The following is a 16,353-nucleotide window of genomic DNA, read 5'->3' as shown; positions in this document are numbered from 1 at the left end:
TTTACACTTCCTCCGATGCTAAAAAGCCGATGGATTTGAGTTCCGGGCTTGCGTAAGTTTCTAAAGCGATAACGATAATAACCGTTAAAATCCCTTCAATAATGGCCAGGGGCAGCTGAGTCGGGGCAAAGACGCCCAGGAATTTTACAGCCGATGCGGCCACACCGCCCTGTTCGGATGGGTAAGCCATCGCCAGCTGAATACTGGTAATACAGTAGGTGAACAAATCCCCAAGCGCAGCGGCGAGAAAAACGCCAATCTTGCGGTTAACCTTCAGCTTCTGGCAGAGCTTGTAGATGCCGAAAGACACAAAGGGACCGGCAATGGCCATTGAAAAGGTGTTTGCGCCAAGGGTGGTTAAGCCGCCGTGCGCTAACAAAATAGCCTGGAATAACAAGACAATGATGCCAAGAATACTGACAGCGCTTGGTCCAAATAGGATGGCCCCAAGACCTGTACCCGTCATGTGGGAGCAACTGCCTGTTACAGAAGGGATCTTCAGTGATGAAATAACGAAAATGAAAGCGCCTGCCATGGCCAGAAGCGTAATGGATCTTCTGTTGCCGGTTAAAGTTTTCTTGATAGAGAAAAAGCCAGCAGCTAAAAAGGGGATACAGATAACACCCCATGCAATGCAGTACCCCACAGGAAGGTAGCCCTCCATAATGTGCATTGCGTTTGCGGCGGGTACAATCCCGAATACAAGCGCCCACGCGCCCAGCAGTATGACAAACCTTCTTTGATTCTTTGTCATTTTTACCTCCTCTAAAAATGAATTTTACCGGGCTACGATTCAATCAACAGGGCAGCAGAGCGAAAAAAAACCGCTTACCAGACGGATAAGCGGTGAAAGTACGAAATAACGAATCCTGAAACCTTATAATTTCGTCCTGACACTCAGTTATCTCCTCGTAACCAAATGTATTGCAGTTTTAATGATCAGCATCCTGACTCGACTTGCGTCTCACAGTGGCGGGACCGTTTGGGATTTACACCCAATTATGCTTTAACCATCGTTTGTGATGGAAACCATTAAAGTGCGCCGGTGTGCCGGCTACGCTTTTAATTATAACACCTTGTTCCATAATGTCAATAAGAAAAGTTGAATTTTTTTAAAAAAGAGCAGAAATAATTATACACATACCCCCTATATGTATTTTGAGCGTTTAAGTTAAGAGTATAAGAAAAAAATATGGATAATCTTAAATGCTTTTTATTTATTTGACAAAATCGTAAAAATAAACTACAATAGGTTCTGAAATTGACTTTCGAAACTTTTTATATATAATTAATGCGTTAAAATAAATATAAGAAACAAAATAGCCATTTAAAGAATAAAACGATTATATAGAAAGAAAAGAAACATTTTAGAAGTTTTATTACTTTAACTTATGAGAGGTTTCTGCCGCAAGGATAAGAGCAATGTAGCTGAAAGTCCAGTCAGAAGAAGAAATTTTGGAGGAAACAGATGAGTGAGTGCGCAAAACGTATCGAGGCTTTTTCAAAAAAAGACCTGCCAAAGACAAATATCAAACGTGTCAATGTTCCGGAAGGCTTTGAACGGATTGGCGTAAATGCGTTTAAAAATTTGACAAAGCTGAAGGAGGTCAGAATCGGAGAATCCGTGAAGGAGATATGCGGCCATGCCTTCGAGGGATGCACCATGCTTTCCGCCGTCAGTCTGCCCTCAAGCCTGAAGCTTTTGGGAGAGGCCGCCTTTATGGAGTGCCGCAGAATACAGTCGCTTGAAATACCAGGGGGCGTCCAGTCCATCAAGGACCGCACCTTTAAATTCTGCCGCGGCCTGGAAAGCATCACCCTGCCGGACAGGCTTGTCCGGATCGGTGAGAATGCTTTTTACAACTGTGATAAGCTGGCGCATATCGAGCTGCCAGACACCATCGAAAGACTGCCCTTCAGAACCTTTTACATGTGCAAAAGCCTGGAATCCATCCGGTTTTCGCAAAATCTAAAATATATCGGTAAAGAAGCCTTTGTGAATTGCAGCTTTCAGCAGCTGGAGCTGCCCGAGAGCCTGGAAGTCATTGAAGAATCCGGCTTTTTAAAATGCAAAAAGCTCACAGCCTTAAAGCTTCCCAAAAACGTTAAGACCATTGGAAAATGGGCGTTTCACGGCTGCCCCAATCTCAAGAAGGTCGAGATAAGGCACAATCCCGATGAAATGGGCGAGTGGATCTTTAACCGGAACGATGTGACCGTGCATTGCTACGAGGGCTCCAAAATAGACCGCTACTGCAGGCAGTATGATTATAAGGTCCACTATATCCAGCCAGATTCTCAATGACAGACATAGCCGCCAACGCCCATGTGGGCCTCGGCCCCCTGGCCTATTACTTTAACCGAGATGTTGATAGTGATACGTTAAAAAACAGCATGAAAGACGGCTTTGTTTTTCTCGGTGCTTATCGGAATATGCCGCCCCAGATATTATAAGATGAGGGTAAAAAAATAATAGTTCCTTAATTGCGAATCGGACCCTTCAGCGGATAGCTTTAAAAATAAAAAAACGCTGAAACAGCCCGGAAAATGGTACTTTTAGCAACTGTATTTAAAAAAAATCAAAAATAGAGGTTGCAAAAAATAAATTATAATGCTAGAATAAGGCTTGTAAACGAGATGACAACAAATTGTATCAATTGCAGCTATTCTTTAAAGAACCACTCGTTTGCATAATTTAATAACAACTGTAATGAATTGCCGCATGATAATCATTTTGGTTATATGCAGCTAGGGTGTTTTGAGAGTTTCTTAAGACACCTGAGGGAAGTAGGTGTGAATCCTAGTACAGAGCCGCTATCGTGATGCTTGCCGGAAACCACTGGTAAAGACGAGTCGGAAACCTGTTTGTTACAGTCTTGATGCAATTAATCCTCGTCACTAGGGTTGTTCATCGAAAATATAGACGCTCTACGGCTATTCTGGGGCTTCTATCACAGATATTCATAATCAAAAATATTGTACCGATCAAAACAGCAATTGTTTTGGTGGCGTATGGTTTATTTGAATTGGATTTCTATGATAGGAGCCCCTTTTTGTATACAAAATTTTTGACAGGAAACAGAGAGGAGGCCGTATCATGGCCAAAACAAAAACCATTACCATCGAGTGTCCAAAATGCCGCGAAGCCTTTGAGATTAAAGGATATGAAACCATAAACGCCAGTTTGGATGAGGAGCTGAAAGCAAAGCTCATTAAAACAGAGCTGTTCAGGCACACCTGTCCAGAGTGCGGTGAGGCTTTTTCAGAACCTTATTCGCTCAAGTATCAGGACATGGAAAAAGAATACATGGTGATCCTGGATATGGGCGATGTTGATACAGCGGCGGCAGCGGAGGAGGTTCTGGAGATGTTTCCAAATTACCGGATCCGAATTGTGAAGGATGTGATGGACCTTCTGGAAAAGATTCATATCTTCGAGTCCAACCTGAATGATAAGATTATCGCCTATCTGGATCATAAGATATACGAGGACGTATCCGCAAAGCTGAGGGCTGAAAACTCGCCCATCGCCATTGACAAGGTGCTGTTTGGCAGCTTTGAGTTCCAGAAGAAAAAAGTGGTGTTCGGGGCGATCAACAACGCTGGAAAGCAGATTTTTATCGATACCCCCTTTGCCGACTACAAAGCTCTGGCCAATTCGCCGAGGCTGGTGCCCTGCTTTAAGGAAAAAGAGGGCGAGTACGTGATTGATAAAGCCTGGGCAGAAGCGCTGGCGTAGCAAGGTTTACAATGCTTGCTCCAAAGTGGAGCACAGCAGAAAGATAAATGGTAATATTTCAAAAATATGATGCTGTGAGAATGGGAAAGGAGTGAGCTTTATCGAAGAAGGTAAAAGTGTGAAGGAGGCACCTGCCCGCCGTTAAAAGGGCAGGAAAAAGGACCGCTGGAAGGCCTAATTTCCAAACGGTCCCATGAAGTCTGATATTTCCTATAGACTTCATAATTATATCTCATTTACGGCCCTTGGGCAATCCCTTTAAGGAAAGCCCGATTCAAAAACGAAAAAATAAATTTTAAAGGAGATTTTAATTATGGCATTCGCAAAATCAGCAAAAAGAGGTTTAGCACTTTTAGGTTCAGCAGCAATGATGGTAGGATTCGCAGCTCCGACATTCGCAGCACAGGTACAGACCGCGGACGCAGGAACCAAGACCGTCTATGTACAGGTGGATAGAAAAGTGTTTGGAGGTTCAAATGATAAATTAATTGGACCAGTGAAAGTGACCAATGTTCCTTCAGACGCTAAAATCATTGATATCTTAAAGGTGGCCAGCAACTATGACGCGGCTCCGGCAGACGCAAAACCAATCCAGTACTCGGCCTCTACCTGGGGTACCTATATTTCCGCATTCAGAGATACCGCTACTCCTGCTTTTGACCAGGCAGCTTATAAGGCAGCCAATGGCTATACCGATGCGATTTTTGACGCTTCCATGATCTACCCAAGCCCGAGCGACAATTACCTGGCAGGCTCTGAATACTCTGGCGTTTCCGGCTGGATGTTCTCAGTAAATGATGAAACCATGTATGGTGGCGATCAGTATTACAATGCTGACACAACCGCTGCCAACATTCCAAACGATGGCGTTATCCATTTTGAGTACTCCATCAACATGGGTGCTGATGTTGGCCTGAATGATGTTGCGTTGCCAACCATTATCAAAGAAGGCGACTATGGTCCGGAATACGATTGGGTTAATGGTTTGGTAAACAAAACAAAAGGTGATAGATCATACACTCCGGAAACAATTAGAGCAACTACAAGCTCTACTATCGCGTGGCCATCAGCCAACTAAGCATTCCACAACATTTAATTTGAAATAAGAACAGGTATAAGCGAGGGACGGTACCGTCTCCCGCTTATACCGTTTTATAGCAATAGTAGAGTAGAGGGAAAGAATATGCGAAAAAAGGTAATCAGTTTACTCTTAACACTCAGCATCATTCTTGGTGGGCTTCTGCCAGGCATGGCCTGGGCGGAGACGGGCAGTACATGGAACCCGTCAGGGGATATTTATAAAATCAGCACAGCGGACGATTTAGTGAATTTCCTGAATGGCCTTGAGAAGAATGGCGGTTATAAAGATAAAACCATCCAATTAGAAACAGATATTAACATTGATGACAGCGCCGTTGCCTACGACAGTGCGGCGGCTTCTTATAAATTCTGCGGTGTCTTTGACGGTCAGGGGCATACCATCTCCTGCACGCAGGACAAGACAACTGGGCTTTTTCAGTCCCTGGGGGACACCGGACAGGCTGGCGTCATCAGAAATCTTCATTTAAACTGGAGCATTAAGGACTCTGTTGTCAAAAAAGCTTATGGACTGCTGTGCAATACAGTGTATGGCGGCGAAAGCATCATTGAGAACTGCTTTGTTGAAGGAAAAATAGCAGTTACCGGTGCATACTGTAATGCGGGCGGCCTGGTCGGGACGCTTGACAAAAATATCCAGGGTCAGCCAACTGTCAAGAACTGTCTTGTGGAGGCGGAAGTCAGCACAACCCTTAATACAGGCGGCCTTAACAGTATTGGCGTGATTAATGCTGAAAACAGCCTTTTCACGGGAACACTGGAAGGAAAAACTGTGCGCGGGCTCACCCTGGATACCAGCACGGTGACCAATGCTTATTACGACAGTACAAAGGTAACCAATGCGACCTACAAAGATCCAGGTAAAACCACTGAGGAACTGATGGTTTTAAAGACCCAGGATAACCTGTATGCAGGCTGGGATGATTCGGTCTGGAGCTTTAAGGAAGGCGGTTACCCGGTCCTCAAGCTTTTTCAAGCCGTTGAGCCCTCGGGCGATACATGGGATCCCAATCCTGCAGATGGGGTCTATAAGCTCAGCACCGCCAGCGACCTGGTGAATTTTATGAATAGTCTTGAAAAAAACGACTATGATGGAAAGCAGGTCATTCTGCTGAAAAATATCGACGCCAATTTGGCAGAGTTTGATGCTGCGGCTTCTTCCTATGGGTTCTGCGGCACCTTCGACGGCCAGGGCCATACCATTTCCAGCAGCAGTGAAAAGAACACGGGCCTTTTTAAAGCGCTGGGGAAAACCGGAAAGGCCGGCGTCATCAAAAATCTGGGGCTGGACTGGAATGTTAAGGATACAACCCAGTCGAGAGCAGCCTTTGGCCTGCTCTGCAATACCATCTACAGTGGTGACAGCGTCATTGAAAACTGCACCGTAGAAGGTAAGCTGACTGTGACGGGCCCAACCTGTAATGCTGGCGGCCTGGTCGGGACGCTTGCTCAAAATATTGCAGGTCAGCCAACCGTCAAAAACTGTTTGGTAAAAGCCGATGTCGATACAACCTACAGCGTTGGCGGTTTGAACGCAGTCGGCGCACTCAAGGCTGAAAACAGCCTGTTTGTGGGAACCTTAGGTGGAAGGAATATTCGCGGGCTCACCATGAATACCAGCACGGTGACCAACGCTTATTACGACAGCACAAAGGTGACCAGCGCAGCTTATACAGAACCGGGCAAAACCACTGAAGAATTGACGGTTTTAAAGACCAAGGATAACCTGTACAAGGACTGGGACGATTCGGTCTGGTTCTTTAAGGAAGGGGACTACCCCAGCCTGAACCAGTTCGGCTCGGTTGACGGCCTTTTCTCACTTGTAACCAAAGCCAAAGAAATCAGCAACAACGGCGGGCTCTACACAGATGAAAGCTTTGCCGCCCTCCAGGAAGCCATAAAAAAGGCGGAGGATTTTATAGCGGCGGGCGATACCTGCAAGCAGACCGAGGTGGCGGCGCAGACTGAGGCGCTCCAGTCGGCAATGGACGGTTTGAAGTACAACGTTGACCAGCAGACGCTCAAGGACAAGGTAAACGAGTATAAAGGCCTCGTTTTGAATAAGGACCAGTATGAAGATGGAGCGGTCGATGCCTTTAACAGCGCCCTCACAAAGGCGGAGGAAACAGCCAATAAGCCAAATCCTTCGGGTGAGGAGATCGCGGAAGCCTACAAAGCGCTCATAGACGCCAAGGATACCCTCGACGCCAAGGAATATGCGGACCAGGGAGATAAACAGGCTCTGGCAGACGCCATCACAGCTTCCGAAGCCAGCCACCCAGAGGTGGATTATACGGCGGACAGCTATAAGGCCTACGCCAGCGCTCTGGAGTCAGCCAAAAAAACAGCGGCCAAGAATCCTTTATTTAAAAAAGAAGCGGATGAAGCCCTGAAGAGTCTCCAAACAGCCGAGAGCGCACTGGCCCTGGCGCCAGTCAGCAAAAAAGCTCTAGACAGCGCCATTAGCAATGCGGAAGCTCTGGACAGCAGCCTCTACACAGCCACAAGCTACAATGCCTTTAAGGAAAAGATAGCTGAGGCCAAGGCAGTGTCCGAAGACCCGGCGGTAGACCGCCAGTCCGTAGTCAACGCCCAGGTCGAGGCGCTGAACACAGCGCGGGAGGCGCTGGTACCCGCGGCAGACCTTACGGAGCTGAAGAATCAGATTGAACGCTCCGCTTATTTTCTGGCACGGCCATACACCGATGAAAGTCTGAGCCACTATCAGGCCATGCTGGAAGCCGCAGAGGCCTACAATAACCAGGACGTTCCGGCAACCAGCCAGGCCCAGGTAAACCAGGCGGCGGCCGACCTGCTTAACGCCAGCGTCCAGCTGGTCACCACAGACCCGGCCAACACCTTCCACGCCGAAAGGGGCGAGTTTGTCATCAGTACCCTGGACGACCTCAACGCTTTCCGTATGTATCTGAATTACTACGCCTTTGACGGTGAGACCGTTGTGCTTAACAATGATATCGACGCCGCGGGTGACGGCCTGCTAACCTTGGAAGTGCTCGAAGACTTCTCTGGAAGCGATTATAATAACCGTGCTTTTACCGGTACCTTTGACGGCCAGGGGCACAGTATCCTGAATTTTCATGATAACCATGTGGGCCTGTTCTATCAGCTGGGACTCCGGGATTATTCTGATGAATACGGAGGAAAACCGGCAGTCGTCAGGAATCTTCATCTCAATGTGAATGTTGATAATATCCCGAAATATTATGACGGATCAAATCAGGAGTATCGCTACGCGCCGTTGGCCTCAAACTTATACAGCCACGAGACTCTGGTGGAAAACTGCTGGATTGACGGGCAGATAAAAAAAGAGGACGGTTTTGTACATGCTGTCGTCGCTAAAAATTATATGGGACAGTACCGCAACTGTCTGATTGCCCCCAATATAACTGCAAAGGGTGCGTGGGTCTTTTCAGGCTCGAACGAGGGGCTGACAGTTGAAAACTGTCTGGTCAATGGAGCGATTCAAGTAGATCGGATTCTGGGGATATTTGAAGCGTCTTATTCACATGAAAACATCAAAGTAAATAACAGCTTTTATAACTCGGATATCATTGGGGCCTCTGAGGGAAAAGACGCCCAATATGCCAAAACTGGTGAGGAGCTGAAAAAAGCAGCCACCTTTGCCGAATGGCCAAAGGAAACCTGGAAGATTGTGGACGGCGAGTTCCCAATGCTGCGGGCCTTTACCGACCAGGCGGATACCAGCGCGCTGAGCGCCAAGCTGGACGAAGCTAAAGGCAAAACAGAAGCCAGCTACACACCGGCGAGCTTTGAGGCGCTTCAGACAGCCATCGTCTCCGCCGAGGCGGTGCTGGGTGATCTGGACGCTACCCAGGAGGCTGTTGACGATCAGGTACAGGCCCTTCAGACAGCCCTTGACGGGCTCATTGAAGTGCCGGACAAAGCCGGACTGCAGGCTCTGATCACCCAGGCAGAGGCCAGATTGTTGGAGGAAGGCTACACGGCCTCCAGCTATACCGGCCTGCGGACCGCTCTGGAAGCAGCCTCGGCTGTCAATGAAAATCCTGAAGCCAGCAAGGCGATGGTGGAAGAACAGCAGACTCTGCTCAACACGGCTTTAGAAGGAATGAAGGAAGCCGCGGACATTACCGCGCTTCAGGCTGAAATCAAAAAAGCGGACAGCTTTGCCCAGAAAAAGGACAGCTACAGCGCAGATTCCTACGCGGCCTTTAAGGCAGCTCTGGACGCCGCTGGCGAGCTGAACAGCGCGGATACCGAAAAGGATCAGCAAAAAGAAGTCGATCAGGCTGTAGAAAACCTGAAGGCAGCCGAAGCGCGTCTGGTTTTTGTGGGAGACCTGAACCAGCTGCTGGAAGAATACAGCGGCTTAAAGGCGTCGGATTACACCACAGCTGCCTGGACCGAATTTGAGGCGGTGATGGCCAAAGCGTCTGAAACTGCCGCCAAAGGAGACATAACCCAGGAAGAAACCAACAGCACGGCCAATGCCTTAATCGCGGCCAAGGCAGCCCTTGACATGAATAAACTGGGCGATAGGGGGCTTCTGGAAACAGCGGTGAAAGAAGCGAGAGAAGCGGTTAATCCTGAAAATAAGGACAGCTATAAACCAACGACCTACGCGCCCTATGAGGCGGCCTTGGCTGAAGCGGAGACTCTTTTAAAGAAGAACGAGCTGACAGAGACGGAGGTGTCTGAAGCCATCGAAAAGCTGAACACAGCCAGGGACAACGTCGAGCTCAGAGCAGATACCAAAAACCTGCAGGTGCTGTATGACCAGGCAAAGGACAAGGATGAAAAAGCCTATACCGAAGCTACTTACGCCAGCCTGGCACAGGCCATTAAAGCGGCAGAGACAGCGCTTGCAAACCCAGATACCAGCCAGGAAATGGTCGCATCTGCGGAGTCGGCCTTAAGCAAAGCTCTGACAGGCCTGAGGATGCCTGTCAAGGAAACTTTTGACGGTTATGAGGTAATTACGGAGGTTCCGGACGGCACGAAGCTGACAGTAGAAAAAGCCGGAGACATCGGAGCGGTGCAGAACACGATAGCCCAGAAGTACGAAAATGGTACTTTGGCAGCCTTGTTCCACATCACAGCAGAACCGGCCCTGCCCGACGGTATGAAGCTTAAAATCACGCTTAAGATACCGAAAGAAGCCCAGGGTTACGACCGCTATGTTATTTACCACAAGCCTGCAGACAAACCGGAAGAATACCTTGAAAACGTGTCTTTCGACAAAGATCAGAATACATTGACCTTTGAGAGCACCCTGTCGGATTTTGGAATTGTGGGTCTTAAAAATACCCAGGGCGGCGGCCAGCCAGTCAATCCGGATAACACCGGAAACGGCGGCCAGTCCCAGAATTCTGTCAACAGCGCAGGTACTGGAGCCACCGCAGGAGGAACAAAAAACACCAATACCGGTATCGCCGCAGACAACACAGGGGTTTACCTTGCTGTGGGACTGCTGGCGCTGGCAGCCGCAGGCGGCATTGCAGTCAGCAGAAAGCGGATTGGTAAAAAATAAAATAACAAGTTGACCAGAAAGCAGACTTCTGCTTTCGTGTGTACCAAAAGGACACCTGAATCAGGTGTTCTTTTGGTACGTGTAACAGAGATGCTTATCTTTATAAAAGGTTTGAGTACGAAAGGAACATTAATAATGGAAGGTTTAAGGAAAACCAAGCCCGCAAAATGGCTGTGCTTTTTTCTGGCGCTGCTGCTGACACTGACCTGTTTTACCCCCTTTGCCAGGGCAGAGGAAAACACCAGTCAGGAAGCTGGAAACACCGTGCTGGCAGACACTGCACAGCCGGAAGCACAGGCAGTGTCTGAGGAAAAGGGGACGCCGTCCTTAAAGCAGGACGCCGAGGGCAACTACCTTATCGGGTCTGTCGAGGATCTGAATACGCTAAGAGCAGACATAGTCAGGGATATTGAGTATGAAAACGAACACCTGCTGCTGACAGCCGATATTGACGCCGGGAACCTGACCCCTTATCCAGAGCTGCCCCCAACCGATGAGCCCTACACTACAAGCGAAGGTCTCTTCGGCTATATTTTCAGAGGGAAGCTCAACGGTATGGGGCATAAGATTTATAACTTTAAAGACAGCGGCTCCGGTCTGTTTGATGTTCTGGCGCCAGGCGCACAGATTGGTAATCTGACCGTTGAAGCCAATGTGAATTTTACAAAGGACACAAAAAAACTCCGGTCTTCTACTTACGGTGTTATTGCCAACATGATGCCGGGCGCCTGGATACAGCGCTGCGCGACCACGGGTTCTGTCACCATCCAGAGTGATTATCAGGGATATGTAGGCTTTAGTGGAATGGTTGATTTCGCTAATCCTCCCAAGGAAGCGAACGTCTCCAACAGCAGTGAGTACAAAGGTACTATTGAGGATTCTTATTCTACCATTGTTTTTACTAACAACACCCAGTCATCAGCCAATTTTTATGGAATTGGCCCAGGGGTGCAAGTCCTCAAAAACTGTTTCTTTGCCGGGAGCTTTAAGGGCAAGGTTAATAAGGAAATCTCTCAGCCGCTGGCGCGGATGTCGACTGCAAACGAAAATATGGAGAGCTGTTATTTTGACAGCCTAAAGATCAGCACACTGCCTGCAAATGCGCAGGGTGAAAAGGTACCTACCTATAAGATGCGGAGTCAGGAAACCTTTAAAGGCTGGGACTTTGGACAAATCTGGAAAATGGGCGACGATCACCCAGTACTGAACACGGGCTATACCATTTTGAAGGACAAGGTGATCCTGGATACAGAGGTGGTGCTGGAGCCTCGCGTCTACAGCGAAGCCCTTGGCGGTGATTCCACCTTAACCCGTGTGCAGGATATCAAAATAAAGACCGATCTGGGCGGTAATCCACATCAGGTTACCATTGATTATGAGGAGACCCCAGACACCAAAAACACCTTCTATGTTGGTATGATGGGCGATCATGCGCGGGGCCTGGCCCAGTTTGACAAGGTCGAGGTAAAGTATACCGAAAATGATGAGGCAGAGTACTATTTGCCTTCGGATTTTTATAAATACGCTGACCGCAAGCAGGCAGAGGCCTGGGGAAGCTTCACCCAGGATGGGACCGTCCTGTCCGACGATCAAAAACAGGAGCTTATTGACCAGGCTAAAAAGGCCTGCGATTTGATTTTTGACTACAAGCTGGGCAGTACTCCCGATGCGGCGACTGTGGCCAGCGACTCATGGCTTGTTTTTTCTGCGGCGCGTTGTAATTATAAGGTGCCAGATGGCTTCTGGGACCAGGTATACAAGCAGTATGAAGCCCGCTACGCGGCCTATAAGGCGCAGGGACAGGTGGATGGCTTCGACACCTCCGATACCGCGAAAGATGTTCTGGCCATCAGTGCCATTGGATATGATCCCAGAAATGTCGGCGGCTATGACTTGCTGGACGTCATCATTAACCACAGCGGCGACAGGGATTACTTTGCCAGCCAGACAGCTGCGTTCGCCATGTATTCCAACGATTTTGATGAAAGCCAGTACGGCTATAGCATGGCGGACTATGTAAAATCAAAGGTCACGCCCATTGAGGTGGATGCGGACGGCGTAAAGGTTGAAAAAGACCAGGCAGCTGATATGTGGACAATGGCCTGGCAGCCTCTTATGTTTTTCTATGATCCCAACGCACAGGAGGGCAGCGAATGGTATGACCTTAAGCTTTTTGTGGAAGATGGCTTAAACCAGATATCGGCAGCACAGACCTATATGGGTAACTGCTGGGGAGGATACATCAACTCAGCGGATTCTACCGGCAAGCCAAAGTATGATATTACCAACACCTGGACAAACGCCCAGGTTCAGATCAGTGTTGGGCTGGCCGGGATCGACCCCTTTGACGCCCGGTTTGTCAAAAACGGAAATACGTTGATCACACGTGCTGTTTCTTTCTTTGAAGGGGGCCAGGTCGGAGGTGATGTAAAAGGCGGCGAATCCGCCCAGGTAGCACGTGGTTTAAATTCCATTATACGAGCCTATGAACAAAACCCTCATAATTTGTTTGACTGCCGCGACGTTGAAGACTCTACGGTTCAGATTAATAACGCCATTGGCGCTCTGCCGGAGGCGGCAGCCATAACCGAAGAAAAACGCCAGGATTTTGACCAGTGCTGGGAACAGTACAACAAGCTGAACGATACGCAAAAATCGAATATTTCAAATACGAACAAAGAAAAACTGCAGGCCATCTATGAAAAATTCTATCCAGATGAAAATCTTGAGAGTGCTTTGGAGCTTGCGAAGACAGAATTAAGTAAGAGCAATGTGTCTGAAATCTATACTCAGGACAGTATTAACAATCTGAAAGCGGCAGTTGAAGCAGCTGAGAAGGTTCAGAAAGATACCCAGGCGACTTCTGAGCAGAAAGCCGAGCAGGCCAGTAAGCTGAGAAAGGCAGTGGAAGCGTTGGTCACCACGGAAGCGGAGGATATGAAAAAGGTTGAGACTGCCATTGACCAGATCAAACCCTTCACAACCCTTGAAGGCCGTAAGCCGGTAGATACAGCGAAGGACCTTTATGATAAGCTGAAATACGACGAGTCTCGTGAAAGAATTAAAAACAGAGATACGCTCTTGTCCAACGTTACAGCGGTTGAGGGCCTGGAAGCGGCGGGAGACAGTCTTAAAGCAGCTATTGCAGCGGCCAAGGAACAGCTTGCTCAAACAGATAAGTATCTGGCATCCAGCATAGAAGCTGCCAGACAGTATATTACCATCGCAGAGAAAGTAGACGTACAAACATCCACAGTTCAGGAGCTTGCAAATGCTCAGATTACTTTGGAGCGTTATGTGAACGATACCCTCAAAGAACAGCCGGATAAAACGGAGCTGAACAACAAGATCGCAGAGATCACAGAAAAGATGAAGGCTCTCGATGAGAAAGATTATTCTGCGGAAAAGTGGAAAACGCTGGAGGATGCGCTGAGTACGGCAAAAGACGTGGCTGAAAGCAACGATGCTGACGGCGGCGCGGTTACAAGCGCCATTGAAGGGCTGGACAACGCATTTAATGGATTGGAAGAAGATGTGATGCTCGGAGATGTTACAGGAGATGGAAAAATCAATGGACTGGATGTTACATGGGTTATGCAGTACAATGTTGGATCCCGGGCTTTAGATGAAAAGGCTATGAAGGCCGCGGATGTTAATAATGATGGGAAAGTAAATGCTTTAGATGTTACTTGGATTATGCAACATAACGTAGGCTTAAGAACATTTTGAAAGGTGAAAGAATAATGAAAAAACGAAAATTCAGCAAACTAACAGCGATTTTCCTCAGTTTTTGTCTTGTTATGGCTTGTATCTCGCCGGTTTTTGCGGAAGAGAACACCCCCAAAAGAGTAGTTTCCTTAAATATGCAAGGCGGAAACAACGAACAAAAAATCGAGCAAGGGAAAGAGTTTACACTGACCTTGAATTGTGCAGAATCATTTGGTGTTATGAATGCCCAGGTGGTTTACGATAGCAGTAAGGTTGAGTGCGTATCATACGAAACGCCTATAAAGACCGGCAGTAATATGGTTAACGATAACAAAAATATTTCTGCTGTCATGGTTAATATAAGTCAATTGGGTTCTGACATTGTGGCACCTGATACCGTCATCATGTCTATGGTATTTAAAGCAAAAGAAGATGTTACTGGGAAAGTGAACTTTGAAGCTAAAGTCACAGATATGTATTTACTAGATGGCAACCTTGACGGAACTGAAGTAATACCAACAGTTACGAACAATGTAGGAGAGATACTGATCACGGCTCCGCCAACAGACATCACCGAGCTGACCAGCAAAATCGCCGAAGCGGAAGCCGTTGACAGCAGCCTGTACACCGCGGCAAGCTATCAAAACCTGGAAGCAGCCATTGCGGCGGCAAAGGAAATAACCACAGAAAATACAAAAGACGAAGTTGCGGCGCAGGTTAAGGCGCTGGATGATGCCATAAAGCAGCTGGTTAAAGCGGTTGACAAAACGGCTTTAAAAGCAGTCGTCGATGAAGCCAAAACCTACGATGAAGCCCTGTACACACCGGACAGCTACGCGGCCCTGACCAAAGCGGTCGCCGACGCCCAGAGCGTGTTGGACGCGGATCTCGCGGATAACGCGGAAAACCAGAAAACCGTGGCGGACTCGGCTCAGGCGGTTAAGACCGCCATTGCGGCCCTGAGCGCCAAGGGTGACCAGGCGGCGCTGGCGGCCAGCATCCAGGCGGCAGAAGCAGCGCTTGCGCGCGAAGATGTCACCTATATGGACGAAACCAAGGCAAATGTGCAGACAGCCCTGAATGCGGCAAAAGCACTGGTCGGCCAGGAAAATGCCACAGATGCTGAGGTTTCCGCAGCGGTTAAAAACCTGAATGACGCGGTCGCCAAGCTGGTGATTGCAGCAGACGAAAACGCCTTTAACGCAGCGGTTGCGCAGGTGCGCGAAGCCTTCAAGGAAGAAGCTTACACCACCAGCAGCTGGAAAGCGGTAGCGGAAGCCCTCAAAAATGCGGATGCCATGGCAGGTCGGCTGGCAGAAGGCCAGGTGCCGGCAGCAGAAGCGGACAAGGTATTGACCGACTTGCAGAATGCGACAAAGGGTTTAATGGAAAAGGCAACAAAAACCGAAGACCTGACCAAAGCGGTTGAAACAGCTAAAAAATTAGATGAAAGTCATTACACCGCGGACAGCTTTGCCGTTGTAAAGGAAGCCTTAGCCGCAGCCGAAAAGGTTGCCGGAAACCTGAATGACAGCACACAGCAGCAGGTAGATACAGTGGCCACGAATTTGAATGCCGCCGTCTCTAAGCTGGTGACCATCGCCACGGATGAAAAGACTGGTGTAACAGTTAACGGTTTACCAGCAGGTGAAAAGATTATTGTAACGGACAAGATGGCAGATAAAGAAGCATTATCAGAAGCACAAAAAGCAATTGACAGCGCTTCTGAGTTCTCAGATGCTAAGAAAGCGGATATTTTATTCCTTGCAGACATTAAGCCTGAGGTGATTGAAAATGCAGATGGCACCTTTACATTGACAATTCCTCTCACTGAAAAACAGATGGGTTATGATTTGTATTATATTGGTCATAAGGATGAAGAAACCGGTATGTTTATTTGGACTGCTGTAACACCAAAGGATAATAAGCTTACCCTTCAGGTTAAGAGCTTTTCTGAATTTGCGGTGGTTGGTATGATGAAACCGGAAGAACAAAATCCGGGGACTAATCCAAGCGGTGATAATAAGGCTGACACTGTGAATAATGCGACAGGTACGAATGCTTCTGGAAACAACGCGAATACAGGCATTGTTCAGGACGGCAACAGTAGCGTGGCGGTAGCAGTTGGTTTCCTTATTTTGGCAATAGCGGGGCTAATTGCTTATAGGAAAAGATTTAATGCATAGCAAATAAATAAAGGGTGTAAGCCCCTGCTTCCTGGTAACAGGGAGCAGTAACGAATACCCTTACTATAAAGAATTGTTGTATGAGGAGAGAA

8 protein-coding genes and 1 riboswitch are annotated in these 16,353 nt (G+C 48.0%); of the genes, 7 read left to right on the top strand and 1 reads right to left on the bottom strand.

What is annotated here, in order from left to right; genetic code table 11:
- Window position 1 precedes the first annotated feature (1 nt).
- Window positions 2–754: an energy-coupling factor ABC transporter permease gene (locus tag CPZ25_RS09910; RefSeq protein WP_096918691.1), complete on the bottom strand. Its 753-nt coding sequence runs from the start codon at window positions 752–754 to the stop codon at window positions 2–4.
- A gap of 165 nt (window positions 755–919) precedes the next feature.
- Window positions 920–1,049, bottom strand: a riboswitch (cobalamin riboswitch).
- A 419-nt stretch (window positions 1,050–1,468) separates the two neighbouring features.
- Here CPZ25_RS09910 and CPZ25_RS09905 point away from each other — a divergent pair.
- The 7 genes from CPZ25_RS09905 to CPZ25_RS09880 all read left to right on the top strand — a co-directional run bounded on the left by CPZ25_RS09905 (window position 1,469) and on the right by CPZ25_RS09880 (window position 16,261).
- Window positions 1,469–2,305, top strand: coding sequence for a leucine-rich repeat domain-containing protein (locus CPZ25_RS09905; RefSeq protein ID WP_096918692.1), 837 nt, complete (start codon window positions 1,469–1,471; stop codon window positions 2,303–2,305).
- Window positions 2,302–2,454, top strand: coding sequence for a hypothetical protein (locus CPZ25_RS20450; protein WP_167495209.1), 153 nt, complete (start codon window positions 2,302–2,304; stop codon window positions 2,452–2,454). The genes CPZ25_RS09905 and CPZ25_RS20450 overlap by 4 nt, the downstream gene beginning before the upstream one ends.
- A 643-nt stretch (window positions 2,455–3,097) precedes the next feature.
- Window positions 3,098–3,739: a CpXC domain-containing protein gene (locus tag CPZ25_RS09900; RefSeq protein ID WP_096918693.1), complete on the top strand. Its 642-nt coding sequence runs from the start codon at window positions 3,098–3,100 to the stop codon at window positions 3,737–3,739.
- Between the two features lie 367 nt (window positions 3,740–4,106).
- A complete protein-coding gene (locus CPZ25_RS09895) occupies window positions 4,107–4,817 on the top strand; it encodes a hypothetical protein (protein ID WP_133067056.1) in 711 nt (236 codons plus the stop codon).
- Between the two features lie 105 nt (window positions 4,818–4,922).
- Entirely contained in the window at window positions 4,923–10,367 is a 5,445-nt protein-coding gene (locus CPZ25_RS09890; protein ID WP_096918695.1) for an AAA family ATPase, read from the top strand.
- Window positions 10,368–10,502: 135 nt separating this feature from the next.
- Complete coding sequence (locus CPZ25_RS09885; RefSeq protein ID WP_096918696.1) at window positions 10,503–14,096, top strand: dockerin type I repeat-containing protein; 3,594 nt, start codon at window positions 10,503–10,505, stop codon at window positions 14,094–14,096.
- Between the two features lie 14 nt (window positions 14,097–14,110).
- Window positions 14,111–16,261: an FIVAR domain-containing protein gene (locus tag CPZ25_RS09880; protein WP_073383489.1), complete on the top strand. Its 2,151-nt coding sequence runs from the start codon at window positions 14,111–14,113 to the stop codon at window positions 16,259–16,261.
- Window positions 16,262–16,353 lie beyond the last annotated feature (92 nt).

Origin of the sequence: Eubacterium maltosivorans (assembly GCF_002441855.2) — a bacterium.
Classification (GTDB): Bacteria; Bacillota; Clostridia; order Eubacteriales; family Eubacteriaceae; genus Eubacterium; species Eubacterium maltosivorans.
The sequence above is the reverse complement of the archived record's forward strand: the minus strand, read 5'-3'. Positions and strand labels throughout refer to the sequence as shown.